Here is a 24996-nt window from a genome sequence, read left to right as displayed (position 1 = left end):
CCTTCGGGGAGCTATAAGCTGTAAGCTTTTAGCTGTAAGAGAAAACCGTTGCCAGCGACGGGGCTGGTAGTAGCATCTCGGCTTACGGCTTACGGCTTACGGCTTACGGCTTACGGCTTACGGCTTACGGCTTACGGTCATCAACAATTCAGGGAAGCGCCCATGAGTGAACCCCCATCGATCTGGATGCGCTGCGCGAGCGCATCGACAGCCTGGACAACGAGATCCTTAGGCTGATCAGTGCCCGGGCGGACTGCGCCAAGCAGGTCGCCGAGGTGAAGACCAAGACCGATCCGGGCGCGGTCTTCTACCGCCCCGAGCGTGAAGCCCAGGTGCTGCGCCGCATCATGGAGCTCAACGCCGGTCCGTTGGACAGCGAGGAGATGGCGCGCCTGTTCCGCGAGATCATGTCCGCCTGCCTGGCGCTGGAGCAGCCCATCAAGGTGGCCTACCTGGGCCCGGAGGGCACCTTTACCCAGCAGGCCGCGCTCAAGCACTTCGGTGAAAGTGCGGTGAGCCTGCCCATGGCGGCCATCGACGAGGTGTTCCGCGAGGTGGAGGCGGGCGCCGTCAACTACGGCGTCGTGCCGGTGGAGAACTCCACCGAGGGTGTCATCAGTCACACCCTGGACTCCTTCATGGACTCCTCCATCCGTATCTGCGGCGAGGTGGTGTTGCGCATTCACCATCACCTGCTGGTGGCCGACACCACGCGCCGCGACAAGGTCTCGCGGATCTACTCCCACCCGCAGTCCTTCGCCCAGTGCCGCAAGTGGCTCGATGCCCACTACCCCCGAGCCGAGCGGGTGCCGGTGTCGTCCAACGCCGAAGCCGCTAAGATGATCAAGGGCGAGTGGCACAGTGCCGCCATCGCTGGCGACATGGCGGCCAAGCTCTACGAGCTGGAGAAGATCGCCGAGAAGATCGAGGACCGCCCCGACAACTCCACGCGCTTTCTGATCATTGGCAGCCAGCACGTACCGCTTTCCGGCGAGGACAAGACCTCGGTGGTGGTGGCCATGCGCAACCAGCCGGGTGCACTGCACGACCTGCTGGAGCCCTTCCACCGCCATCAGATCGATCTGACTCGCCTGGAGTCGCGGCCGTCGCGCAGCGGCGTGTGGAACTACGTCTTCTTCATCGATTTCAAGGGGCACGTAGACGAGCCGCGGGTCGCCGCCGTACTGGAGGAGGTGCGCCTGCGCGCCGCCGAGCTCAAGGTGCTGGGCTCCTACCCCATGGGCGTGCTCTAGACATGCGGCAAGCGTTGGACGGGGCGTGTCGGGTGGAGGAGTCGCGGATCCTGATCGTCGGCCTGGGGCTGATCGGTGGCTCGCTGGCCGCCGCCCTTCGGGCGAGCGGCTACGGGCGTTGCGACAGCGATGCTGCCGGCGGCGTCGGACCGACCGGCGGGGGCGGGCCGGTGAAGAGAGCGGAGATCGTCGCCTGCGACCCGGATGCCGACGAGATCGCCCGCGGCATCGAGATGGGGCTGATCGACCGCGGCGGCACCCGGCTGGCACCGCTGGTGCAAGATGCCACGCTGATCGTGTTGGCGGTGCCGGTGCTGGCCATGGAGCCGGTGATGCGCGAGCTGGCCGACAGCCTGGCATCGGCCCATGGGCGGGTGGTGATCACCGACGTGGGCAGCACCAAGGGCGCCATTCGCGACTGCGCACGGCGAGTCTTCGGTCGGCGGCCGCCCAACCTGGTGCTGGGGCATCCCATCGCCGGCTCCGAAAAGAGCGGCGTGGCGGCCTCGAACCCGCGGCTCTACGTCAACCACAAGGTGATCCTGACCCCTGGCGCCGAGACCGATCCCGTGGCCGTGGCCCGGGTGCGGGCGCTGTGGGCGGCCTGCGGCGCCGAGGTGCTGGAGATGGAGGTCGAGCGCCACGACCAGGTGCTGGCCCGCACGAGCCATCTGCCGCACCTGCTGGCCTTCTCCCTGGTGGACACCCTGGCGCGCCAGGACGAGCGGCTGGAGATCTTCCGCTACGCCGCCGGAGGCTTTCGCGACTTCACCCGCATCGCCGGCAGCGATCCGGTGATGTGGCGCGATATCTTCATCGCCAACCGCGACGCCGTGCTCGCCTCCCTGGACGACTTCGAGGTCGGGGTGGCCCGACTTCGCCGCGCCGTGGAGGCGGGCGACGGCGATGCCATGCTGGCGACCTTCGATCGTGCGAGCCATGCGCGCCACTATTTCGATACTCTCCTGAACCAGACCAGCTATCAGGCGGAATATAAGATGCAACAACGAGGCAATCTGCGCTTCCGGGCGGGTCCCGGTGGCAGCGTGGCCGGCCGCATTCGCGTGCCCGGCGACAAGTCGATCTCTCACCGCTCCATCATGCTCGGCGCCCTGGCCGAGGGCGTCACCGAGGTGAAAGGCTTCCTGGAAGGCGAGGACAGCCTGGCCACCCTGCAGGCCTTCCGGGAGATGGGCGTGGCCATCGAGGGTCCCCATCAGGGGCGGGTGACCATCCATGGAGTGGGCATGCACGGCCTCCAGGCGCCGGCCGGGCCGCTCTACGTGGGCAATGCCGGTACCGCCATGCGCCTGTTCGCCGGCCTGCTGGCCGGCCAGGCCTTCGATACCGAACTCACCGGCGACGCCTCCCTGACCAAGCGCCCCATGGGCCGGGTAGCCGATCCGCTGCGCCTGATGGGCGCCGAGATCGACACCGCCGAGGGTGGCCGCCCGCCGCTCCACATCCATGGCGGCAAGGCGCTCAAGGGCATCACCTATGACATGCCCATGGCCAGCGCTCAGGTGAAATCCTGCCTGCTGCTCGCTGGGCTCTACGCCGAGGGCGAGACCCGGGTGCGTGAGCCGGCGCCGACCCGCGATCACACCGAGCGCATGCTGCAAGGATTCGGCTACGCCGTGGAGCGCGACGGCGACACCTGCTGGCTGTCCGGCGGCGGCAAGCTCACCGCCGCTCCCATCGATGTGCCCTCGGATATCTCTTCGGCCACCTTCTTCCTAGTGGCCGCGGCGATCACCCCCGGGGCCGACCTGACCCTCGAGCACGTCGGCATCAATCCGACCCGCATCGGCGTGATCAATATCCTCAAGGCCATGGGCGCCGACCTCGAACTCTCGAATCAGGCCGAAGTCGGCGGCGAGCCGGTGGCCGATATCCGCGTGCGCTATGTGCCGCTCAAGGGGATCGATATCGACGAGGCCCAGGTACCGCTGGCCATCGACGAGTTCCCGGCGCTGTTCATCGCCGCGGCGAACGCCGAGGGCACCACTCGGCTGCGCGGCGCCGAGGAGCTGCGGGTCAAGGAGTCCGACCGCCTGCAGGCCATGGCCGACGGCCTGGCCGCCATCGGCGTCGAGCACACCCTGCTCGCCGACGGCATCGACATCGTCGGCAGCGGCAAGGCCGAGGGGCCGAGCTACGGCGGCGGGCGCATCGACAGCCTGGGCGACCACCGTATCGCCATGGCCTTCGCCATCGCCTCGCTGCGTGCTAGCGACGAGATCATCATCGACGACTGCGCCAACGTGGCGACGTCGTTTCCCGGCTTCGTCGATCTGGCCCGACGGGTGGGGCTGAGCCTTAGCGAAGAGCGCTTCCCTGATGCCGAGGCCGAGGCGGCGGGCGAGGAGGGCGCATGACCCATGCCGAGGATGCGCCGCCGGTGCTCGCCATCGACGGTCCCGGCGGGGCCGGTAAGGGCACCATCAGCCGGTTGATCGCCGAACGACTGGGTTGGCATCTGCTCGACAGCGGCGCCCTGTATCGCTTGACCGCCCTGGCCGCCCACCGGCACGGGGTGGCGCTGGACGATGAGGCGGGCCTGGCGAGCCTGGCCCGCGAGCTGGACGTGGTGTTCGTCGCCGAGGGGGATGGCACCCGTATCGAGCTGGAGGGCGAGGACGCCACCGCGGCGATTCGCACCGAGCAGATCGGCGACGCCGCCTCCCGAGTGGCGGCGCTGACGGCGGTGCGCCAGGCGCTGCTGCAGCGCCAGCGAGACTTCCGCCAGGCGCCGGGGCTGGTGGCCGACGGCCGCGATATGGGCACTGTGGTGTTCGTGGACGCCCCGCTCAAGGTGTTCCTCACCGCCTCGGCCGCCGAACGCGCCCGGCGACGCCACCTTCAGTTGCAGGAAGCGGGGGTGGATGCTAGTCTATCGAGTCTTTTAAAGGAGATTCAGGCACGCGATGCACGCGACATGCAGCGCAGCGTGGCCCCGCTCGTACCGGCCGATGACGCCCTCGAGCTGGACACCACGAGCCTGAGCATACCGGAAGTGGTGGATCGGTTGACGGAGTGGCTGGCCGAGCGCGGCCTCACTCGCGACACCTGACTCTCCCTTGCGGCGCTCCCGTCAGGATGTGATGGCATGGTCGGGCACCCCTTTCCGAAAGCCCGGCCAGGTCCAACCAGCGCTAACATCCCCGGGGCTTGGCACATAAGGCCCGCACTCGCTGGTGGTGCGGAGAAGGCGGCGACGCCTCAACACCGTTGATCACGTAGGAACATCATGAGCGAAAGCTTTGCTGAACTGTTTGAACAGTCACTTCAGGACATCAACATGGAGCCGGGCGCCATTGTTCTGGCTACCGTCGTCGACATCGAGGGTGACTGGGTCACCGTCAATGCCGGCCTGAAGTCCGAAGGGCAGATCCCCGCGGCGCAGTTCCGCGACGACAATGGCGAACTGACCATTGGCGTCGGCGACGAAGTCAAGGTCGCCCTGGAAGCCGTCGAGGACGGTTTCGGCGAGACCCGTCTGTCTCGCGAGAAGGCCAAGCGCGCCGAAGCCTGGAAGGTCCTGGAAGCGGCCTTCGAGAAGGAAGAGATCGTCAAGGGCGTGATCAACGGCAAGGTCAAGGGCGGCTTCACCGTCGACATCGACTCCATCCGCGCCTTCCTCCCGGGTTCGCTGGTCGACGTGCGCCCGGTGCGCGATACCACGCACCTGGAGCATAAAGAGCTCGACTTCAAGGTCATCAAGCTCGATCCCAAGCGCAATAACGTGGTGGTGTCCCGCCGCGCCGTGCTCGAGGCCGAGAACAGCGCCGAGCGCGAAGCCCTGCTCGCTACCCTGCAGGAAGGCCAGCAGATCCTGGGTATCGTCAAGAACCTCACCGACTACGGCGCCTTCGTCGACCTCGGTGGCGTCGACGGCCTGCTGCACATCACCGACATGGCCTGGAAGCGCATCAAGCATCCGTCCGAGATCGTGGCCGTGGGCGATGAGATCAACGTCAAGGTGCTGAAGTTCGATCGCGAGCGTAACCGCGTGTCGCTGGGCCTCAAGCAGCTGGGCGAAGATCCCTGGGTCAACATCAAGGATCGCTACCCCGAGAACACCGTGGTCACCGCCCGCGTCACCAACCTCACCGACTACGGCTGCTTCGCCGAGCTGGAAGAGGGCGTCGAGGGCCTGGTTCACGTCTCCGAAATGGACTGGACCAACAAGAACATCCATCCCTCCAAGGTCGTGCAGATCGGCGATGAGGTGGACGTCATGGTGCTGGATATCGACGAGGAGCGTCGCCGCATCTCGCTGGGTATCAAGCAGTGCACCGCCAATCCGTGGGAAACCTTCAACGCCCAGTACAACAAGGGCGACCGGGTGTCCGGTACCATCAAGTCGATCACCGACTTCGGTATCTTCATCGGCCTGGAAGGCGGTATCGACGGCCTGGTGCACCTCTCCGACCTCTCCTGGACCGAGACCGGCGAAGAAGCCGTGCGTCGCTTCAAGAAGGGCGACGAGGCCGAGGCCGTGATCCTCTCCATCGACCCGGAGCGCGAGCGCATTTCCCTGGGCATCAAGCAGCTCGATACCGACCCGGTCGCCGAGTTCCTGTCCGTCAACGACAAGGGCAGCATCGTCACCGGTCGTGTGGTGGAGGTCGATGCCAAGGAAGCGCAGGTCGAGCTGGCCACTGACGTGGTCGCGGTGCTCAAGGCCTCCGAGATCAGCGCCGACCGCGTCGAAGACGCCCGCAACGTGCTGAGCGAAGGCGACAGCGTCGAGGCTCGCATCATCGGTGTCGATCGCAAGAATCGTCAGATCAACCTGTCGATCAAGGCCAAGGAGCATGACGACACCCGTCAGAACCTCAAGAAGCTGCGTGAAGAGAGCGTCGAGAGCGGTGGTCCGACCACCATCGGCGACCTGATCAAGCAGCAGATGGGCCAGGACTAAGCTGCCCTGCAAGGCCGCTGCCGTCGGCCTTGCGTCAGCCAGTCCCACGCTGACAACGCCGTCCCGGCTAGCCGGGGCGGCGTTTTCGTCTGCTTGTCATGCGGCAGGTCGGCGATTGCCGGATGCGAGGTGATCGAAACCGGGCCTGCAATCTGGTGTACTTGTATGCACACGCATCAATTCTTCGTCGAGGAGCACAGGGACGCCATGGCCACCATCGAACACAGCGCTATCCTCAAGGCGCCTCCCGAGCGGGTGTTCGCCCTGCTGGAACGGGTCGAGGACTTCGTCGACTACTCGGACCTGATTCGGGATATCGAACCGCTGGGCGGGGAGCGCTATCGCTGGCACGTCCATGCGGTAGGGATGGACTGGACGTTCGATGTGGAGATCACCGAATCCCAGCCGCCGGAGCTTCTCGCCTGGGAGTCGCTGGACGGTGTTCACAATCAGGGCTGCTATCGTCTGACCGCGGTAGAAGAAGGCACCAAGGTGGCCCTCACCCTCACCTACGCCATCCGCAATCGGCTGGTGGAAAAGGCCGTCACGCGTGCCGCCAAGCCGCTGGTCAACAAGGTCAGCCGCGAGATTCTCGCCCGGGTGGAGGCGCGCCTGTGATTCCGCTACTTTTCCTTGTCGGGGAGGGCTAAACTGCAGGCAGAAGGCCGCCGGCCTCATACGAGGAATCGAGCATGCTTAAGGCATTGATCTGGTGCTGGGTCGCGCTGGGGCTCCAGCTGGTCCTGCTTCACTATGTGGATCGTCGGGTCGCGGCGATGCCGCGCCTGGGGGAGGAGGCGTCTCATGACGTGGAGGGGATGGCGACAACACCTCCCAGCGGCGAGCTAGATGCCTGAAGCAGTCGGCGTTGCGTGACCCGGGCCCGGGCGCATGGCACCATAGGCGCTTTCCACTGGCACGCAAGAGATAGCGGATGCAGCAAGACACCTCTCTACGCTGGCGTTGGCGCTGGGTTGCCATTGGCGCCAGTGTCCTGATGGCCGGCTATCTGTGGATCTGGCACTCGCCGGACCTTACCGCTATCAAGCATTGGGCCGAAGAGGCCTCCCACCATCCGGCGACGGTGATGGGTGTGATCTTGATCATGGCCGTGACCCTGGCGTTCGGGCTGCCCGGGAGCATCGGGCTGTGGCTGATCGCTCCCTTCTATCCCCCACGTGGCGACACCCATGCTGATTGTCGGCAGCGTAGGCGGTGCCCTGGGCGCCTACCATCTGGCCGCTCGCGTTGGCGATGCCTGGAGCCCCAAGGGGCTGACCCGTAAAGTCATGCGCATGCTGGAAAAGCGCAGCGATTTTCTCACCCAGTGCGCGCTGCGCGTGCTCCCGGGATTTCCCCACTCGGTGATCAACTACGCCGCCGGGCTGCGGCGCCTGCCGTTGCGTACCTTCGTGATTGCCGCCGTGATCGGGCTGGGGGTCAAGTGGGCCGTCTACGCCAGTGCCATCCACGGTGCGCTGGAAGCGGTGGAGCGGGAGGACGCCCTGAGCCTCGACGTGGTGATGCCGCTGGTGGCGCTAACCCTGTTGCTGCTGATCGGCGCCTGGATGCGGCGCCGCGTCGAGCAGGGCCGGGAGATGTAGGCGGGAGTCGCTGGGTTCGCAGTGGCGTGGCAGGATCAGCTGCTCTGATACAGCCCCACGCCGTTGCGGCCGCCGTGCTTGATGCCGTACATGGCCTGGTCGGCGGCGTCGACCAGCGCTTCGACACTGGCAAACTCGCTGTCTTCCAGCGCCGCGATACCGATCGATGCGGTGACGTGAACCGGCTTGCCCTGGGCGTGAGCCAGGGGCGTTCCGCGAGATGTTGGCGCACCCGGTCGGCGAGGACGCCTGCCTGGTGGCGACGGGTATGCGGCATGATCACCAGAAACTCTTCTCCGCCGTAGCGTCCGGCGATATCACTTTCGCGCACCATCCGTTTCAGGCTACCGGCGAAATGGATCAGGACGCGATCCCCGAATCGGTGCCCGTGGCGGTCGTTGATGCGCTTGAAGTGGTCCAGGTCGATGAACATCACGCTCAGCGGCTGTTGATGGGTCCGGGCGGTATCGAAGTGGACGTCGAGAAGCCTTTCTAGCCAGCTGCGATTGGCCAGTCCGGTCAGCGGGTCGGTGCGGGTCCGTTTGTCCAGCGCCACATGGCTGGCGTTGAGGGCCTCGAGCTCGCGCCGCTGTTCGGCCAGGTGGCGGCTGATTCGGAGGTTCTGTTCGAACAGCAGCTGCTTGGCCTCGGTGAGCAGCGTGATGGCGTCGATGTCCGGCGGGCAGGTGATCTCGAAGAGCCGCGCGGTGGAGGGTAGCCGCTGCTGGAGCTGCTGCAGTACGCCTGTCAGCAGCTCGGGGTTCAGGCTGTCGAGGGTGTCGAGCTGATGCAGCAGGTCGCTCATGGCCCGGGCTGGCTCGGGCGCAAGCCAGGCCTCGGCGATGCGGCAGGAGAGTCGCAGGCAGAGCCGGGGATATCGCTTTCCTCGAGCGGGCCGTGACTGTCGGCAATACCCTGCGCCAGGTGGCCGGGTACTCCCCAGCTGGCGGCCAGCCAGGCGCCGACCAGGGCGTGGTCGCAGCCATAGCGCTCGCGCTCGGCCAGGGAGAGGGCGTGATGGTCCCGTAGGCCCGGCATCTCGCCGCTGTAGCGCTCGCCGTCCACTGCTTCGAGGGCCATGATCCCGATATCCTGGATCAGCGCCGTGGTGAAGACCCGGCCGGCATCCTCGGGGCTGAGCCGCTGTGCCAGGTGCTGGCCGGCCAAGGCGGCGATGATGGCGCGCTGCCACAGGTAGTCGTAGTCCAGAGCGAAGTGGTTGCCGGTGCTCGGCAGCCCGAAGCTCATGGCCGCTGCCAGGGTGGCGTCCAGGCCGAGGCGTGAGACGGCGTCCAGGCAGGTGCTGACCTGCGCGCCGCTGCGGGCGTAGAAGGCGCTATTGGCCAGCGACAGCAGCCGCAGCGTCAGGGCGGGGTCCCGCTCGATGACCTTGGCGAAGTCGGCCAGGCGGGGCTCCGGCATGCGGGCCAGGTTGAGCACCTGGGCCGCCGCGGCCGGCAGGCTGGGAAGCTTGCTGCAGCGGCTCAGGCGGTCGCGAAGCGCATCGGGAAGTGGGGAAGATCAGGAGCCGTCAGGCCGCTATCGTCATCGATAGAATGCGACGGTGCATGGTTCGGCATGACAGCTCCCGAGTAAAACGGTTGGTTTAATTTTTGTGATTATCATAACCGAATTGTCAGCGAGTTCATCCTTTTCTCACGCCCTTTAGCCTTTACGCAGTGATGCATCGAGGTGGTCGACCACTTCGGCCCAATCGGCGTCCTCCTCCAGGGCCTCATGGAGAAACTCCGACTGGGCCTGATTCCAGAACGGCGCCTCGTGCAGCGGCAGGGTGTCGGGCAGCGGCGCATGCCGCTCGATGAAGGCCTTGATGGAGGCGTCGTCGGCGGGCAGCCCAAGCTGTTCGAAGAGTTCGGTGAAAGGGTGTACGGGGTGTTCCATGGCCACGGCTCCTTTGCTTGCGTTACTCCCACCCTAGCGCTTTGCCGGGCTGAGCGCTCAGGAGGCCTCAACGATGAAACCATTGAAGGACTCCCCCTCTCAACGCTCGCCCACCAGGGGGGTGAGGAAGCGGCGGCGTCGCTCGGCGTCGGGCAGCGGCTGCGCGAGCAGGTGCAGCAGCTTGGTCATCGCCGCCTCCGGCGTCATGTCGCCGGCCGACAGCACGCCGGCCTCGACCAGACCTCGTCCCGCCGCATAGTGCCCCATGGCGACACCGCCTTCCGGGCACTGGCTGGCAGCGGCGAGCAGCTTGCCCTCGCCGCAGGCATTGGCCAATACGCCCAGCAGCGCCGGGTCGTCCGGTACGTTGCCTCCGCCCCACACCTCCAGCAGCGCGCCCTTGACGCGATCATCCTCCAGCCAGGCGGCCAGCTGCCAGGCCTGGATGCCCGGCCACAGCGAAAGGCGCACGACGCTGCCCGCAGCCAGCCCCGAATAGTCGGGAAGCTCGAAGCGTGGCGCGCCGCGTTGTTGCACGGCGAGCCCGCGACTGGGATAGAGTACGGCCTGGTCGTCCACCCGTTCGCCAAGCAGGGGGTAGTTGGGGCTGACGAATGCCTTCATCGCGCCGGTGTGCCACTTGCGCGTGCGCACCCCGCGCAGCAGGCGTCCGGCGAAGGCCACGGCCACCTCCTTTAGTGCGGGCTGGACGGCGAAGCGCAGCGCCAGCTCGATATTGGCCAGAGCGTCGCTGCCTGCGGCCTCCAGCGGCAGCATGGCGCCGGTGACCACCACCGGGCGGTCCACTCCCTGCAGCTGATAGGCGAGACTCGCCGCGCTCCAAGCCAGGGTGTCGGTGCCGTGCAGGACCACGACGCCGGTATGGTCGGGCAGGGCGGCGGCGACGGCCCGGCCCAGCCGCTGCCAGTCGAGCGGCGTGGCGGCGCTGGAGTCGATGGGCTCGGGGCTCTCCTGCAGCACGAAGTCGGGGAGGCTCGCCTGGCGCGCCGGGGGCAGGGTGGCCAGCGCCCGGCGCAGTCGCGCCTCGAAGTCACGGCCCGGGGCGAGTCCCTGGTCGGTCTCGACCATGCCCAGGGTGCCGCCAGTGTAGAGCACCAGCACGGGCGGGTCGGCGAGGGAAGAGGCGGTCACGGCGGCTCCTGGCTGTCGGCAACGGGAAAAGCGCCATGATAACGCTTCACTCCTCGCTCCTCACCCTGACGCCATCATCGACGCGCTCGCCGGGATGGGTGATCAGCGTCTCACCTTCGCTCAACCCCGCGAGCACCTGGGTCACCAGGCCCTGGCGGCGGCCGATCTCCACGCTGCGCCGAACAGCTCGCCCGTTTTCGATGACGAAGACCGCCCAGTCACCGTGATGGCGGAACAGCGCGCCGGTGGGGATCTGCAGCACTTCATCGGCTTCCCAGAGGATGAACTCGGCGTCGATGCGAAAGCCGCTGCCCAGCCCCTGTCGGGCGGGGACGGCGTCGGCGGCGAAGTCGACGATCACCGGCACGCGCTGCTCGTCCACGCCCAGCGCCGAGGTGCGCGTGAACCCGGCCGGCTCGACGCGCCGGACCTGGCCGCTGAGCGTCTCGCCGCCCCAGCCGCTGAGCTTCACCGCCATACCGGGACGCAGCTGCACGGCGTCCATGGAGAGCAGGTCCACCTGCACCTCGAGATCGTCGGGGCGGCCCAGCTCGAGAATCGGCTCGCCGGCCGACACGCTGCCTTCGCAGCAGCGGTAGCGGGTCAGCACGATGCCGGAGACCGGGGCATTGACCGCCAGCTCGGGGGTGTCCCCGGGGTGCTGCGCTGGCCGCTGGCCACCTCCAGTACGGCACGGGCACTCTCCACCTCGAAGCGGGCGACCTCGACGCTGGAGGCCGCGGCGTTCTCCAGGGCCCGCTGGCGGTCGCGCAGGCTCTGGCGGTGCTCCAGGTCGGCGGTGGCCACCAGGTTGCGCTCGTGGAGCCGCCGGTAGCGCTGGTATTCGGACTCGGCGAAGCGCCGCTCGGCGCGGGCGGTCTCCAGGTTGGCCTGGGCGGTGCCGAGGCGGGCCTGGGCAGCCTGCAGGTTGTCCTCGGCCTGCTGCCGGCTGCGCGCGTCCAGCGCCGGGGCGGGGGTCGGTTCGAGCCGGAACAGCACATCGCCCTCCTCGACGCTGTCACCGACCTCGAGGGTGACGCGCTGCAGGTAGCCGGCAATGGGCACCGAGACGTTCCAGGTATCGCGCAGCCGGGTGCGGCCCTCCTCGGTCACCGAGTCGACGAAGGGGCCGGCGCTGACGGTGGCCACGCTGACCGTCACCGGAGCAGGCCACAGCGCCCAGCCCAGCAGGCCGACCGCGGCCAGGGCGGCGATGGCGCCGATCAGTCGTTTGATGCCTCGGGATCTGGATGGCATGGCGGTTTCCTTGGTTATTCCACGGCCTTGAGCACGGCGATCATGTCCAGCCGCCCCAGTCGGCGAACCGCGAGCAGGGCGACCGCCAGCGAGGCGAGGATGACGCCGGCGGCGGCGAAGCCGAAGGCGTAGGGGGTAAGCACCAGCGGTACGCGAAACAGGTCGTTGCTGAAGGCCTGGTTGAGCAGGGCGCTGAACCCGATGCCGATCAGCCAGCCCAGCGGAATGGCCAGGGCGGTGATCAGGGCGATCTCGCCGAGCAGAATTCGCGCGACTTCGCTGCGGGTATAGCCGAGCACGCGCAGGGTCGCCAGCTCTCGGGCGCGCTCGGAGAAGGTGATGCGAGCGTTGTTGTAGATGACACCGAAGGCGATGGAGCCCGCCAGGACGACGAAGACCAGGGCGAACATCAGGATGGTCTCGTCCATGTACTCGCGAATGCCGCGCTCGGCCTCCGACAGCAGGCCGATGCCCGCCACCGCCGGCAGGCCATGGAGCGCCCGGTGCAGGTGATCGTTCAGGTCGGGGTCGACCAGCAGCCAGGCGCCGCTGATGGCCGGCCCTTCACTGAGCAGGGCGTTGAGGGCGTCGCGCTGCAGGTAGGCGCCGACACCGATGGGCTCGTCCACCAAGGCCACCAGCGGCAGGGTGAGCCGCTGGCGGCGCCCCTCCATGACGGCGATCTCCAGAGCGTCGCCTACCTCGGCCTCGAGAAAATCGGCGAGGAAGCGGGTCAGCATCACGCCGTCGCTGGGTACCGTCTGGGGGCGCCCGCTGCCGTCCAGGACCTGACGCAGCTGGGGCTTTGCATCGGTGCCCAGCAGGCTGGTGCGATACTCCCGGTGGGCGTGATGCAGGGTCACCGGCACCCGGCGCCAGGTCTCCACGGCCAGCACCCCAGGCTGGTGGCGCAGCTCGCCGGCGGCCCGGGCCGGGGTCACCTCACCGAAGGTCAGTTCGATATCCATGCGCATCACCTGCCGATACTGCTGGTCGAGCATCCTTTCGACCGCGCTGAGCTGATAGGCGCCCATCATCAGCAGGCCGGCGGAGAGCGCGATGCCGGCAACGGACAGCCCCGCCTTGGCCGGATGGCGAAGCAGGTGGCGCAGCACGATACGCGCTTCGTGGCTAAGCCCGGACCCCAAGGCGGCGCGCTCCAGCCAGGTGCGCCGGAAGCGCTGGGGCGCCGGCGGGCGCATGGCCTGGGCGGGCGGCTCGCGCACGGCCCGCCACACCGCGTGCCAGGTCCCCGCCAGGGCCGCGATGCCGGCCACGGCCAGAGCCAGCGCCATGGCCCAGGGCGGCACCCGAAAGTGCATCTCGGCGAAGCGAAAATACTCGGCGTAGATGCCGGCGAGCCCCGGGCGGCCCAGGCGCCCAGGGCCACCCCCAGGGCCCAGCCCAGCAGCACGATGAGCCCCGCCAGCATGCCGTAGTGGCGGGCCAGCTCGCCGTCGCGATAGCCGAAGGCCTTGAGCATGGCCAGCGCCTCGCGCTGGGTCTGGATGATCCGGCCCATCACCACGTTGAGCAGAAAGGCCGACACCGCCAGGAAGATCGTCGGCAGGATCGCCGCCTGGGCCCGCTGCTGGGCCAGCTCCTCCTCCAGGAAACGGTGCGACTGCTGGTCGTGGCGGGTCTGGGTGCCGGTGGCGCCGTAGCGGGCCAGGATATCGTCCAGGGCGTCGCCGAGGGTGTCGGCGTCGGCGCCCGGCTGCAGGGTCACCAGCAGCTGGTTGAAGGCCCCCTCCATGCCGAAGGCGTTGGCCAGGGCGCGCTGGTTCATCCACAGGATGGCGTAGCGCCGATAGTCGGGCAGCAGGTCGGTGGGGGCGGCCTGGTAGATCACCTCCGGGCTGCGGGCGATGCCGCTCAGCGTCAGTTGGGTCTGGCGCCCGTCGATGATCGCCTGGAGGCTGTCGCCGGGGGCCAGGTCATGGGCCACGGCGAAGGCGTCGCTGACCACCGCCTGGTCAGCGCGCCCGGCTCGGGCAGGCTGCCGGCCACCAGGTGAAGGCGGTTCAGGTTCGGCTGGCGGCCGTCGGGCAGCGACAGCATCTGGCCGCGCACCGGATCGTCGAAGCCCGCTACCGACAGCCGCACCGGGGCGCGCACCCGCGGTTCCATGCGGCTGACGCCCTCCAGGGTCTGCAGGCGCTCGACCAGCCCCAGCGGCGCGCGCTTGACGTCGACGAAGAGGTCGGGATAGTGGTGGCTGGCGTAGAAGCCGGACTGGGCGCGGGTCAGGGCGTCCAGGGTGGTCACGGCGAGGATCAGGGTCATCACGCCGCTGGCGATCACCGCGGCGATGGCCAGCGACTGCCCCTTCAGGCGAAAGAGGTCGCGCAGCAGCTTGCGATGCAGGACGCTCACGGCCGTGCCCCCGTTACCAGCGCAGCTCGCCGGGCGGGGTGCGCCGGGCGTTGACGTGGATGTCCCCACCTGGCCGTCGCGCAGGCGAATCACCCGGTCGGCCATTTCGCCGATCACCTCGTTGTGGGTGATGATCGCCAGGGTGGTGCCGGTGGTGCGGTTGAGGGTCTCGAGCACTTCCAGCACGCGAATGCCGGTGCGAAAGTCCAGTGCCCCGGTGGGCTCGTCGCAGAGCAGCACCTCGGGGCGCTTGGCGATGGCCCGGGCGATGGCCACTCGCTGCTGCTCGCCGCCGGAGAGCTGCGACGGGAAGTGGTCGAGGCGATGCGCCAGGTCGACCATGGCCAGGGCCTCCTCCGGCGCCATGGGCGCGCGGCTGATGTCGGTGACGATGGCCACGTTCTCCCGGGCGGTGAGGCTCGAGATCAGGTTGTAGAACTGAAACACGAAGCCCACGTGGTGGCGGCGAAACTCGGTCAGCTGCCGCTGGCTGGCGTGGGTCAGTTCATGGGTCTGCCGCCCCGGTCGATATAGTGCACGCTGCCTTCGCTGGCGCTATCCAGGCCGCCCATGATATTGAGGAGGGTCGACTTGCCTGAGCCGGAGGCGCCCAGCATCACTACCAGCTCGCCCGAGAAGAGCTCCAGGTCGACGCCGCGCAGCGCTTGGATGGTCACGTCGCCCATCGGGTAGAAGCGCTTGAGCCCGCGGGTCTGGAACACCGCCTGTGGCGAGTCGTGCATCGGTAACCTGCTGAGGTCGGGGGCTTGATCCAGTATGCAGGGGGAGCGTCGCGCGGAATATGGTGAACGGCAATCGGCAAAAGGTAAGTCGTACTGCCTTTGACAAGGATCAAGCAATGACGGCACGGAGGCTGAACGAATGACGCGACCCTTATCCCACTGGGGGCTGCTGGTGTCGCTGGCGATCATCTGGGGCAGCTCCTTCGCGCTGACCCGGATCGCCGTGGCGGAGCTGACCCCGGCCATGGTGGTGGCCGGGCGCAACATGGTGGCGGCCTTGGGGCTTCTGGCGCTGGTACTGCTGCTGGGGCGGGCCTGGCCCCGGGGGCGCCGTGTCTGGGGCTTCATGTTGGCCATTGCGGTGATCGGCAACATGGCGCCGTTTCTGCTGATCAGTTGGGGGCAGCAGCGCATCGACAGCGGCCTGGCGGGGATCCTGATGGCGGTGATGCCGCTGGTGACCCTGGTGCTGGCGCACTTCCTGGTCCCCGGCGAGACGCTGACCCGCCAGCGCCTGCTCGGGTTTAGCATCGGCTTCGTCGGCATCCTGGCGCTGATCGGCCCCGCCGCGCTGCGCGAGCTGGGCGGGTATGGCGAGAGCCTGCTGGCGCAGCTGGCGGTATTGCTGGCGGCCTGCTGCTATGCGGTGAATGCCATCGTCTCGCGCCACAAGCCAGCCAGCGATGCCTGGTCGACCTCGGCGCTGGTGCTGGGGATGGCGTGGCTGCTGACGCTGCCGCTGGCGGTGTCACCCTACCTGGGCGAGTCGGTCCCCGGGCTCTCGCTGTCGGCCGGGGCGCTCTGGGCGGTGCTGGTGCTGGGCATCGTCTGCACGGCGCTGGGCAGCGTGGTCTTCTTTACTCTGGTGGCCGCGGCGGGGCCGACCTTCCTGTCGCTGATCAACTACCTGATTCCGCTTTGGGCGGTGGTCATTGGGATTCTCTTTCTGGGCGAGCGGCCCGAGTGGAACCACCTGCTGGCGCTGGTGTTGATCCTGGTGGGTGTGGCCATTTCCCAGCGCCGGTAGCGAGGTGGTGTCGCCCAGGGTTGGCGGTGACAGCTAACGCTGCAGCCCCCGCCAAGGCGCCTATCGGCGCCAGTCGCGATTGTAGGAAATGGGATGGACCCGTCCCTCCCTGTGCCAAGATGAGTTTGCAACGCCATCTTGGGTGCACGGGGCACCACACGGCATCTCGAAGAGAGGGTCCATCCATGAATCACATTAGCATCGTCGGGATCGATCTCGCCAAGCATGTCTTTCAACTTCACGCCGTCGATTCCAAAGGGCGGCAGGTGTTCAGCAAAACGGTGTCACGCTCGGCATTTCCCACCACGCTAGCCCAACTGCCTCGCTGCGTTGTCGCCATGGAGGCCTGCGGTGGGGCCCATTACTGGGCCAGGGAGATCCAGGCGCTGGGGCATGAGGTCCAGTTGATTCCGCCCCAGTACGTGAAGCCCTTCGTCCTCGGGCACAAGAGCGACGCCCGGGATGCCCGCGCGATTGCCGAGGCAGCGGCCCGGGATGCCACGCCACGGGTGGCGCCCAAGACACTGGAACAGCAAGCGCTGCAGGCGATGCATCGCGTGCGCTCACGGGCCATCACCAGCCGGACGGCGCTGGGTAATGAGCTGCATGGCTTGCTCGCCGAAATGGGGATCATCGTGGCCAAGGGGCACTCGGTGTTTCGCCAGGGGGAGGTCAGGCGCGTGCTCGCCGAGCATCGAGCCCAGCTGGGCGACGACCTCTTCGTGGTACTGGATGATGTCCTGGACCAGTGGCTGGCGCTGGATGCCCGCATCCGTGCCTATGATCAGCGCCTGGCACGGCTGGCCAAGACGACGCCGGTTTGTCAGCGCTTGATGAGCGTGCCCGGCATCGGGCCGGTCAATGCCACCTTGCTGGTCAGCCATATCGGCGATCCGAAACGGTTTGCCAATGGCCGCGCCTTCAGCGCCTCGATTGGCTTGGTGCCCCGCCAGCACTCGAGTGGCGGCAAGGAGCGATTGATGGGCATCTCCAGACGGGGCAACGGCGAGGTGCGTCGACAGCTCGTGCATGGTGCCCGAGCGGCCTTGCGTGCCTTGCAGCGCCAGCAACAGCCGGATCGGTTGGCACGTTGGGCATGCTCCTTGGCCGCGCGACGCGGCGCTGCCAAGGCCACTGTCGCCCTGGCGAACAAGCTCGGCAGAATCTGCTGGGCGGTGATGGCGCGTGACACGCGCTACACAGCCATGCCGTGAAGCACGAAGATGGCATGAAATAACTTAGATTCCCCCGGAGGTTGCGCAGGTACGTACGTAGATGGCAGGACAGGTCAGACCGGCTCTCCGCCACTCTGTGAAGCTGTATGGCCACTCGTGAGGCCGAGTAGGAGATCAGATCGGAGAGCGCGCATCCCATCATGGCCAGGTACCGACGAAGTGCCACTGACAGGCCGGATATAAGCGTGCAGTCTCACCCCCGCCGATACGTGTCGGGCTTGCACAACGGGACGGGTCCATATAAGGAAGCTTCAGCTCACGACTGGAGGCCGAAGGCCTCCCGGCGGTGTTGTCCAGAGTTGGCGATGACAGCTAACGCTGCAGCCTCCGCCAAGGCGCCTATCGGCGCCAGTCGCGATGCGGAGTCGGAGCGCCGAACCGAGCGCTCCTGCAGCTACTTTTCCACCGACGCTGCCACACCCTTAGCGTGTCACCAGTTGGCCGTTGTCATCCACATCCAGGCGCCGGTTGCGGCCCGCCAGCAGCGCGAAGCCGGCGGCAACGGCGACGATCAGCAGCAGCACCGTGGTAACGGTGGCCAGGCTCACGTCGAGCTGGAGCAGCACGCCCACGGCCAGCGGCCCCAAGGCCGCCAGGGTGTAGCCGCCGCCCTGGGCCAGGCCGGAGAGCTTGCCGGCCAGGCGCGAGTTGGCGGTGCGCAGCACGATCAGCGTCAGCGCCAGGCTGAAGCAGCCCCCCTGGCCGAGGCCGAGCAGCACCACGCCGGCCCAGCGCCAGCCGTACGGGCCGAGCAGCAGCAGCCACAGCCCGGCGGCCACGCAGGCCAGCACCAGCAGCAGGGCGGGTCGCTGGTCGCGGCCCAGGCGTGCCAGCCAGGGCGCGCCCAGCGCCGAGATCAGCTGCACCATCACCGAGGCGCCCATCAGCCAGCCGGCCTCCGATTCCCCGTAGCCGCGCGTCTGCAGCAGGGTTGGCAGCCAGCCGAAGACGATGTAGGCCAGCGAGGACTGACTGCCCATCAGCAGCATGACCTGCCAGGCCAGCGGCTGGCTGAGCAGCTGGCGCATGGAGCTGCCGGGAGGGCTCAGGCCAGCGGCCTGGGGCGCACGCGGCATGAGCCCGACCCAGGCGGCCAGAGCGGCGGCGGCCAGCAGCGCCCAGCTGATCAGGCTGGCCTGCCAGCTGCCGAGCAGGTTGGCCAGGGGAATGCTCAGGCCGGCGCCCAAGGCGCCACCCAGACACAGTGCCATGGTGTAGACGCCAGTCATCAGGTCGGCGCTGCCGGGGAGTTCGCGCTTGACCAGCGCCGGCAGCAGGGTACCGGCCACGCCGATGGCCGCGCCGACCAGCAGGGTGCCGGCGAACAGCAGCGGGAGGGGCGGGATGCCGCGCACCGCCAGGCCGACGATCAAGAGGCCCAGGGCCAGCGACAGGGTACGCTCGGCGCCCAGCCGTTTGGTCAGCCAGGGGGCCAGGGGAGCGAAGATGCCGAGGCAGAGCACCGGCAGGGTGGTGAGGGCGCCGATCGCCAGCGGCGAGAGCCCGGTCTCCTGCTGGACCCGGACCAGCAGCGGGGCCAGAGAGGAGAGGGCGGGGCGCAGGTTGAGGCCCACCAGCACCATCAGAAATAGAAACAGCAGCAGTCGTTTTACGTTGGGTCCACTAGGCGTCATCGTCGTCTCGCCGTTCCCAGCCCTTTCCCGGCCGCGTCGGGCGGGTGTGCTCACCGTCGAGAGGGGCGATCAGCGGATGGTCGTCGGGCCCCATATGGCCGAACGGCACCACCTGTGGGTCTTGGCTGATCCGCGCCTGGCGGCGTATGTTGGATACGTCTTCGACGCTGACCAGCGGCGGCTGGCCGTTCTGGCGCTGGGGAGTGAGTCGTCCTTCGTAGGTCCAGCAGCGTTGGGGCACCTGTGAGACCAGCCAGCAGCGACCCCGCCAGTGGGCCTGGCCCTGGGCATCCAGGGTAAGATCCTCGACCGGTACCAGGGCAGCAAACAGCCGGGCATTGAGCACCGGGCCGCTGCCGGCCATGCTGACGGCGCCCTGGTAGCGACCCTCGTTCAGTGCCGCCAGCGTGCTGCTGCGCTTCTTCTCGGGGGTCACCTGGGCTTGTCCGCAAAGATGCAGCAGGCCGCCATCGATCTGCTTGATGGCCCATACCGAAATGGGCTTCTTGCCGGATAGCCACTTCAGCATGGCTGGCTCGCAGTTGTCGTGGAGCGCTGGCGTGAGCGCATTCCCCTGTCCTCTCCAGTCGGCGCCGGGAAAATGGCAGCCTACATTGGCATATTGCGTTGTAGACTGCCATGCGCGGGTTCAAGCAGGACGTCAGGCCTGGCGAGCCCCCTGGCCGCCACGACGCCGCCGACGACCTGTGCCACTCGGCGCGTCGCCGCGCCGCTGGCCCTGAGCGTTGCCGCGTCCGCCGCGCCCGCCGCCATTGCCGCCGCGGCGGTTACGGCCGTTCTCGATGGGCTCGGGCTTGGCGTTGGGGTCGGGCTCGAAGCCGGGCTCGATGCGCTTCTCCAGGTCGCGCTTGATCAGCCGCTCGATGCCCTTGAGCAGGCCGTGCTCGTCGACGCAGACCAGCGATACCGCCTGGCCCTCGCTGCCGGCGCGGCCGGTGCGGCCGATGCGATGCACGTAGTCCTCGGCGACATTGGGCAGCTCGAAGTTGACCACGTGGGGCAGCTCGCTGATGTCCAGGCCGCGGGCGGCGATATCGGTGGCCACCAGCACCTGCAGGTCGCCGGTCTTGAAGGCGGCCAGGGCCCGGGTGCGCGCCGACTGGCTCTTGTTGCCGTGGATCGCCATGGCCGGGATCTCCTGCTTGGAGAGCTGTTCGGCCAGGCGGTTGGCGCCGTGCTTGGTACGGGTGAAGACCAGTACCTGGTGCCAGTTATGCTGGCTGATCAGGTGGGCGAGGAGGTCGCGCTTCTTCTCCCGGTCGACCCGGTAGATGGCCTGGTCCACGGTCTCGGCGGTGGTGTTGCGCCGGGCGACCTCGATGGTCTCGGGGTTGTCGAGCAGCTTGCCGGCCAGCGCCTGAATCTCGTTGGAGAAGGTCGCCGAGAAGAGCAGGTTCTGACGCTTCTCGGGCAGCAGGCGCAGCACCTTCTTGATGTCGTGAATAAAGCCCATGTCGAGCATGCGGTCGGCCTCGTCGAGCACCAGGATCTCGACCCGGGAGAGGTCGACGTGCTTCTGCTGCTGGAGGTCGAGCAGGCGCCCGGGGGTGGCGACGAGCACGTCGAGGCCCGGGCGGATGGCGTCCACCTGGGGCTGCTGACCCACGCCGCCGAAGATCACGTGGCTCTTCAGGGTCAGGTGGCGGCCGTAGTCGGCCACGCTCTCGCCCACCTGGGCGGCGAGTTCCCGGGTGGGGGTGAGCACCAGGGCGCGGATCTGGCGCTTGCCGGGGCGCGGGCCATCGGCCAGGCGCTGCAGCAGCGGCAGGGTGAAGCCGGCGGTCTTGCCGGTGCCGGTCTGGGCGCTGGCCAGCAGGTCGCCGCCCTTGAGCACGGCGGGAATGGCCTGGCGCTGAATCGGGGTCGGAACGCTGTAGCCCTGTGCCTCCACGGCACGGAGCAGTTCGGCACGCAGGCCGAGGTCGGAAAAGGTCATGCGGTCTCCGCAGAGTCGTCTTCGCCGCGCCGCGTGCATCAGGCGCGCGACCAGTCCCTGGCGAAGGCGTAAAAGAATCGGTTCAGGGGCGCGGCAGGAGGGACTCGATGAATGCCGCGAGGCCACAGTATGCCAGAACAGCGCCGCCGACGCAGCAATTTCGCATTCTCGCCCATCGCCGGGGCGCCTATCGGCGTCAGTCGCGACGCCGAACCGGGCGCTCCAGCAGCGCTACGGCTGGCGACGAATGGCGTCGCCGATCTGGTCGGCCACCTGGTCCCAGCTGTGGCCGAGCGCCCGCACCAGGGCCGGATAGCCGTCGTCGGCAAGCTCCGTGGCGACACGGAAGTGTTCCGTGGCCAGCAGTCGGCCGTCGGGGGCGTGAAGCTGCCACTGCCCGCTGGCCAGCGCCATGCCGTCGTAGCGGCCCTGGAAGCGGTCGATCTCGAGCCTGAGCGTGAGCGCTTCATCGCTGCTGCCCTGGCCGTCATCGCGGATCACCCGGGTGTCGGGCAGCGCCTCGGCGAGCCGGCTGCGCAGGCCGCGCTCCAGCTGGCGGGCCAGCGGCTCCGCCCAGAGATGCTGGCGCGCCTCGTTGAGGGTGATGTCGTCGAGCTGCAGCACGATGCCATCCACGTCCAGGTAGTGGGCCAGCCGCGGCGGGCGGACCTTGAGTACCTGCTCGGCGTCGGCGCCGGCGGCGGCCGGGGGGGCGTCGCTGCCGGGCAGGGTGTAGCGCTGGTGGGGCGCGCTCGGCGTGGCGCAGCCCCCAGCCAGAGCAGGGCAGCGGCGGCGATGATCCAGGGCATGGCTCTCATGGGGCATCCTTCCTCAAGGGGCTCGTCGGGGCGCACGCGGCTGGGGGTCGACGGTATCCAGGTTGTCGAACAGCAGGGCGCGGGGATTCTCGTTCAGGGTGCGGGCCACCGGCTGCAGGTCGCGCATCAGCCGCTCCAGGCGCTCGGCCGCGGCGGTCAGCTCGCGATAGGCGCTGGAGTCTGGCGCCATGCCGTCCAGGGTATCGCGTAGCGAGACCAGGGTGGCGTTGAGGTTGCGGGGCAGCTCGCGGGTGCCGGGGTCGTCGAGCAGCGCCTGGAAGGCTCCGCCGAGCTCGCGCACCTCTTCGAGCATGGCCTGGGAACTCTCCAGGTTGCGGTCCAGCCCGGCCAACAGCGGCTCGATCTCCAGGGCGTTGAGCTTGTCGAGCAGCGCCGTGACCTGGGCCTCGATCTGCGCGAAGCCGGCCGAGGTGGTGGGGAAGACGGTGCGCTGGGCGAAGGACTCGGCGACGTAGCGGCCGGCCTCGTCGCGCTGGAAGTTGAGATCCACGAATAGGGCGCCGGTGAGCAGGTTGCCGGACTTCAGCGAGGCGTGCAGCCCAAGGTTGAACAGCCGTTCGAAGCGGGCTTCCCACTCCGCAAGGTCCACGTCCTGATTGTCGATGCCCAACCGCTGGGGCTCGATGCGGATCAGTACCGGGATCGAGAAGCCGCTGCGGGTCTCCGGCTGGGGGGCGTTGAACTGCCAGGGTACCGCCGCGACGGTGCCGATGCGCACGCCGCGAAACTCTACCGGGGCGCCGCGAGACAGGCCGCGCACGGTGTCGTCCACCAGCAGCACGTATTCCAGGTAGCGGTCGAAGGTGCCCTGGCGGGCGGTGTCCTCGTCGGCATAGAGGTTGAAGGTGGTGTCGTTGGCCACCGGTGTGCCCGGGGGCAGGTCCTCGGGCACGCCGAAGGTCACTCCGCCGCCCAGCAGCGCCTCCAAGGATTCGACGTTGACCCGGATGCCGTCGGCATCCAGGCGCAGGTCGACCCCGCTGGCCGACCAGAAACGGGTACTGTCGGTGACCAGGCGGTCGTAGGGGCTCTCGACGAAGATCCGCTGCTCCATGCGTCGTGCCTCGGCGTCGAATCGCACCTCCTCGACGCGGCCCACGGTATAGCCCTGGTAGGTGACCGGGTCGCCGACCCGCAGGGAGTTGCCCAGCTGGCTGATCAGGCTGATGCGCAGCCCGGCCACGCCGGCGGGGGAAACCGGCGGCAGGTCGCTGACCTCGAAGTTGCGCCGCCCCGGCTCCCCGGGGCCCGGTTCGAGCTGCAGGTAGGCGCCGGACAGCACGGTGCCCAGCCCGCTGATGCCTTCGCGCCCGATGCGCGGCTTGACCACCCAGAAGCGGCTCTCCTCGGTGAGCATGGCCTCGGTGTTCGGCGCCATGCGCGCGGTGATCACGGTATGGCTGAGATCGTCGGCGAGCTGCACCCGCTCGACCCGGCCGACCTGCACGTTGCGGGTCTTGATCAGGGTGCTGCCGGCCTCGATCCCCTCGGCGTTGCTCATGGTCAGGGTGATCAGCGGCCCGCGGCTGCGATAGTTGTCGTAGACCAGCCAGAGGCCGATTAGGATGGCCACGATGGGGACGATCCAGATCGGCGAGAGCCGAGCCTGGGGAGAGCGCCTGGCGCGATGCAAATCGCGCGGGGTGTCGGGGTCGCGGGGCGTCTCGCTCATCCGGGGGTTCCTCGTGTATGGCGGGCATCACGCGGCAGCGGCGTGTCCCAGATCAGTCGGGGGTCGAAGGTCATGGCGGCCAGCATGGTCAGCACCACCACGGCGCCGAAGGCCAGGGCGGCCGGCCCGGGGGTGATCGACATCAGCGAGCCGGCGCGAATCAGCGCCACCAGGATGGCCACCACGAAGACGTCCACCATGGACCAACGGCCGATGAACTCGGTCAGTCGGTAGAGCCGGGTTCGGGCCCCGGCGTTGAGTTCATGGCTGCGCTCGACCACCAGGCAAAGCCAGGCCAGAGCGACCAGCTTGCCGACGGGCACGATCACGCTGGCCACGAAGATCACCAGTGCCACCGGCCAGGAGCCCATCTGTACCAGCTCGACCACGCCGCCGATGATGGTCGAGGTGGAGGTCTGCCCCAGGCTGGTGGTGGTCATGATCGGGTAGAGGTTGGCCGGCAGGTACATCACCGTCGCTGCCGCCAGCAGGGCCCAGGTGCGCTGAAGGCTGTGGGGCAGGCGAGCGTGCAGCCGCTCACCGCAGCGTCGGCACTGGCCGTGTCCGCGTTCGTCCAGGCGATTGACCAGCCCGCAGGTGGGGCAGCCGGTGAGCCCCTGGGAGGCGGCGGTGCTGCCGGTGCGGGCCCCCGGGGGAGCCAGGGGCTCGCCGGTCAGCGAGAACCACATCCAGTCGGCGTCGAGAGACTGGGTGGTCAGCAGCAGCAGCAGGGCGAACACGCAGAAGGCCCAGAAGGAGATGCCGAATTCGATCTGGGCCATGCCGGCCACCTTGATCAGGCTGACCAGGGCGCCAATGATGAAGACGTCAGCCATCATCCAGGGGTGCAGATGGGCTAGCGAACGGGCGATGCTGCGGCTGGCCGGCAGCGGCTGGCCGCGCAACAGACCCCCTGCAGCCAGATCACGCCGCTCAGATAGACGGCCGGCAGCACGACGATGGTGAGAATCACCGCAATGGCGACGATGGGCTGGTGGAAGCCGATCAGCGTGGTGGCGGTCTGCGAGAGTTCGATGCGATTGCCGATTCCGCCGACGTTGAAGCTGACGAAGGGAAAGGAGATTGCCAGCAGAAGCGCCACCAGCGCCGATAGGGCCAGCGCCATGCTGCGCTGGGCCGGCCGATGGTGGCGGCTGGCCAGGGTATGGCCGCAGCGCGGGCAGTCGGCCTTCTCGCCGGGGCTCAGCGGCGGCAGGGCAACCAGCCAGTCACACTCATGACAGGCGCGCAGCCGGCGCCGTGACGTGCGCACCTCCGGCGGTGTCTGATCGACCCGGGGCTCGCCCCGCGGCAGTGATGGAAGCGTAAAAGGGGGCCTGTACACCGGCGATGATTACCTGAGACGAAGAGAGGCGTTGGGAAGCAGCCAACGGAAGTGTGACACGTTGACGCAACGC

At 68.1% G+C, this 24996-nt stretch carries 25 protein-coding genes and 2 pseudogenes; 10 read left to right on the top strand and 17 right to left on the bottom strand.

All coding sequences use genetic code 11. The features are described 5' to 3' along the window. The first annotated feature begins 176 nt into the window (after positions 1-176). The 7 genes from pheA to ACSJDS_RS13145 all read left to right on the top strand — a co-directional run bounded on the left by pheA (position 177) and on the right by ACSJDS_RS13145 (position 7784). Positions 177-1253: a prephenate dehydratase gene (gene pheA / locus ACSJDS_RS13175; RefSeq protein WP_473035034.1), complete on the top strand. Its 1077-nt coding sequence runs from the start codon at positions 177-179 to the stop codon at positions 1251-1253. A 2-nt stretch (positions 1254-1255) separates the two neighbouring features. Next, the gene (locus ACSJDS_RS13170) at positions 1256-3631 is read left to right on the top strand and encodes a bifunctional prephenate dehydrogenase/3-phosphoshikimate 1-carboxyvinyltransferase (RefSeq protein ID WP_473033661.1); all 2376 of its coding nucleotides are present in this window, start codon (positions 1256-1258) and stop codon (positions 3629-3631) included. After that, entirely contained in the window at positions 3628-4326 is a 699-nt protein-coding gene (cmk, locus tag ACSJDS_RS13165) for a (d)CMP kinase (RefSeq protein ID WP_473033659.1), read from the top strand. Before ACSJDS_RS13170 ends, cmk begins: the two co-directional genes overlap by 4 nt. Positions 4327-4503: 177 nt before the next feature. Continuing rightward, positions 4504-6180 carry a 30S ribosomal protein S1 gene (gene rpsA / locus ACSJDS_RS13160; RefSeq protein ID WP_473033657.1) on the top strand — a complete coding sequence of 559 codons (1677 nt, stop codon included), beginning with the start codon at positions 4504-4506 and terminating at the stop codon, positions 6178-6180. Positions 6181-6387: 207 nt separating this feature from the next. Then, the gene (locus ACSJDS_RS13155) at positions 6388-6798 is read left to right on the top strand and encodes an SRPBCC family protein (RefSeq protein ID WP_473035033.1); all 411 of its coding nucleotides are present in this window, start codon (positions 6388-6390) and stop codon (positions 6796-6798) included. Positions 6799-6872: 74 nt separating this feature from the next. After that, positions 6873-7037: a hypothetical protein gene (locus ACSJDS_RS13150; RefSeq protein WP_473033656.1), complete on the top strand. Its 165-nt coding sequence runs from the start codon at positions 6873-6875 to the stop codon at positions 7035-7037. Between the two features lie 333 nt (positions 7038-7370). After that, the gene (locus ACSJDS_RS13145) at positions 7371-7784 is read left to right on the top strand and encodes a VTT domain-containing protein (protein WP_473033654.1); all 414 of its coding nucleotides are present in this window, start codon (positions 7371-7373) and stop codon (positions 7782-7784) included. 35 nt (positions 7785-7819) lie between these two features. On the opposite strand, the gene ACSJDS_RS13140 is transcribed toward ACSJDS_RS13145, so the two are convergent. Both ACSJDS_RS13140 and ACSJDS_RS13135 read right to left on the bottom strand, forming a co-directional pair. Then, positions 7820-7990: a GGDEF domain-containing protein gene (locus tag ACSJDS_RS13140; RefSeq protein ID WP_473035032.1), complete on the bottom strand. Its 171-nt coding sequence runs from the start codon at positions 7988-7990 to the stop codon at positions 7820-7822. Positions 7991-8037: 47 nt separating this feature from the next. Further along, a pseudogene (locus ACSJDS_RS13135) lies at positions 8038-8340 on the bottom strand (GGDEF domain-containing protein); the annotation flags it as partial. On the opposite strand from ACSJDS_RS13135, the gene ACSJDS_RS13130 reads away from it, so the two are divergent. After that, entirely contained in the window at positions 8341-8502 is a 162-nt protein-coding gene (locus tag ACSJDS_RS13130) for a hypothetical protein (RefSeq protein WP_473035108.1), read from the top strand. A gap of 83 nt (positions 8503-8585) precedes the next feature. Here ACSJDS_RS13130 and ACSJDS_RS13125 read toward each other — a convergent pair whose 3' ends face one another. The 9 genes from ACSJDS_RS13125 to ACSJDS_RS13085 form a co-directional block, all read right to left on the bottom strand. Continuing rightward, complete coding sequence (locus tag ACSJDS_RS13125; RefSeq protein ID WP_473035031.1) at positions 8586-9245, bottom strand: HDOD domain-containing protein; 660 nt, start codon at positions 9243-9245, stop codon at positions 8586-8588. Positions 9246-9449: 204 nt separating this feature from the next. After that, on the bottom strand, positions 9450-9686 hold the full coding sequence (locus tag ACSJDS_RS13120; RefSeq protein ID WP_473033652.1) for a DUF2789 domain-containing protein: 237 nt from the start codon (positions 9684-9686) through the stop codon (positions 9450-9452). 99 nt (positions 9687-9785) lie between these two features. Continuing rightward, positions 9786-10838 carry an asparaginase gene (locus ACSJDS_RS13115; protein WP_473033651.1) on the bottom strand — a complete coding sequence of 351 codons (1053 nt, stop codon included), beginning with the start codon at positions 10836-10838 and terminating at the stop codon, positions 9786-9788. Positions 10839-10884: 46 nt separating this feature from the next. After that, a complete protein-coding gene (locus ACSJDS_RS13110) occupies positions 10885-11448 on the bottom strand; it encodes an efflux RND transporter periplasmic adaptor subunit (protein ID WP_473033650.1) in 564 nt (187 codons plus the stop codon). Next, positions 11442-12095 (bottom strand): efflux RND transporter periplasmic adaptor subunit, encoded by a 654-nt coding sequence (locus ACSJDS_RS13105; protein ID WP_473033649.1) that lies wholly within the window; start codon positions 12093-12095, stop codon positions 11442-11444. The genes ACSJDS_RS13110 and ACSJDS_RS13105 overlap by 7 nt, the downstream gene beginning before the upstream one ends. Before the next feature lie 14 nt (positions 12096-12109). After that, on the bottom strand, positions 12110-13210 hold the full coding sequence (locus tag ACSJDS_RS13100) for an ABC transporter permease (protein WP_473033648.1): 1101 nt from the start codon (positions 13208-13210) through the stop codon (positions 12110-12112). Next, positions 13132-14043, bottom strand: a complete 912-nt coding sequence (locus ACSJDS_RS13095) for an ABC transporter permease (protein ID WP_473033647.1) — start codon at positions 14041-14043, stop codon at positions 13132-13134. Before ACSJDS_RS13095 ends, ACSJDS_RS13100 begins: the two co-directional genes overlap by 79 nt. Next, a complete protein-coding gene (locus ACSJDS_RS13090) occupies positions 13977-14918 on the bottom strand; it encodes an ABC transporter ATP-binding protein (RefSeq protein WP_473033646.1) in 942 nt (313 codons plus the stop codon). Before ACSJDS_RS13090 ends, ACSJDS_RS13095 begins: the two co-directional genes overlap by 67 nt. Positions 14919-14971: 53 nt before the next feature. Next, positions 14972-15214: an ATP-binding cassette domain-containing protein gene (locus tag ACSJDS_RS13085; RefSeq protein ID WP_473033645.1), complete on the bottom strand. Its 243-nt coding sequence runs from the start codon at positions 15212-15214 to the stop codon at positions 14972-14974. A 139-nt stretch (positions 15215-15353) separates the two neighbouring features. Here ACSJDS_RS13085 and ACSJDS_RS13080 point away from each other — a divergent pair, with 139 nt between their 5' ends. Further along, the gene (locus ACSJDS_RS13080; protein WP_473033644.1) at positions 15354-16241 is read left to right on the top strand and encodes a DMT family transporter; all 888 of its coding nucleotides are present in this window, start codon (positions 15354-15356) and stop codon (positions 16239-16241) included. A 185-nt stretch (positions 16242-16426) separates the two neighbouring features. Then, entirely contained in the window at positions 16427-17455 is a 1029-nt protein-coding gene (locus tag ACSJDS_RS13075) for an IS110 family RNA-guided transposase (RefSeq protein WP_473033380.1), read from the top strand. A gap of 443 nt (positions 17456-17898) precedes the next feature. On the opposite strand, the gene ACSJDS_RS13070 is transcribed toward ACSJDS_RS13075, so the two are convergent. The 6 genes and pseudogenes from ACSJDS_RS13070 to ACSJDS_RS13045 form a co-directional block, all read right to left on the bottom strand. Next, positions 17899-19110, bottom strand: a complete 1212-nt coding sequence (locus ACSJDS_RS13070; protein WP_473033643.1) for an MFS transporter — start codon at positions 19108-19110, stop codon at positions 17899-17901. Beyond that, on the bottom strand, positions 19100-19639 hold the full coding sequence (locus tag ACSJDS_RS13065; RefSeq protein WP_473033642.1) for a hypothetical protein: 540 nt from the start codon (positions 19637-19639) through the stop codon (positions 19100-19102). Before ACSJDS_RS13065 ends, ACSJDS_RS13070 begins: the two co-directional genes overlap by 11 nt. A gap of 132 nt (positions 19640-19771) precedes the next feature. Continuing rightward, positions 19772-21067 carry a DEAD/DEAH box helicase gene (locus ACSJDS_RS13060; RefSeq protein ID WP_473033640.1) on the bottom strand — a complete coding sequence of 432 codons (1296 nt, stop codon included), beginning with the start codon at positions 21065-21067 and terminating at the stop codon, positions 19772-19774. 231 nt (positions 21068-21298) lie between these two features. After that, positions 21299-21892 (bottom strand): PqiC family protein, encoded by a 594-nt coding sequence (locus tag ACSJDS_RS13055; protein ID WP_473033638.1) that lies wholly within the window; start codon positions 21890-21892, stop codon positions 21299-21301. Between the two features lie 6 nt (positions 21893-21898). Next, entirely contained in the window at positions 21899-23578 is a 1680-nt protein-coding gene (pqiB, locus tag ACSJDS_RS13050; RefSeq protein WP_473033637.1) for an intermembrane transport protein PqiB, read from the bottom strand. After that, positions 23575-24893 (bottom strand): annotated as a pseudogene (locus tag ACSJDS_RS13045) (PqiA/YebS family transporter subunit). The gene pqiB and the pseudogene ACSJDS_RS13045 overlap by 4 nt, the downstream one beginning before the upstream one ends. Positions 24894-24996 lie beyond the last annotated feature (103 nt).

It is taken from the genome of Halomonas sp. SL18_1 (assembly GCF_055755715.1).
This window is presented reverse-complemented; position numbering and strand designations above follow the sequence as displayed.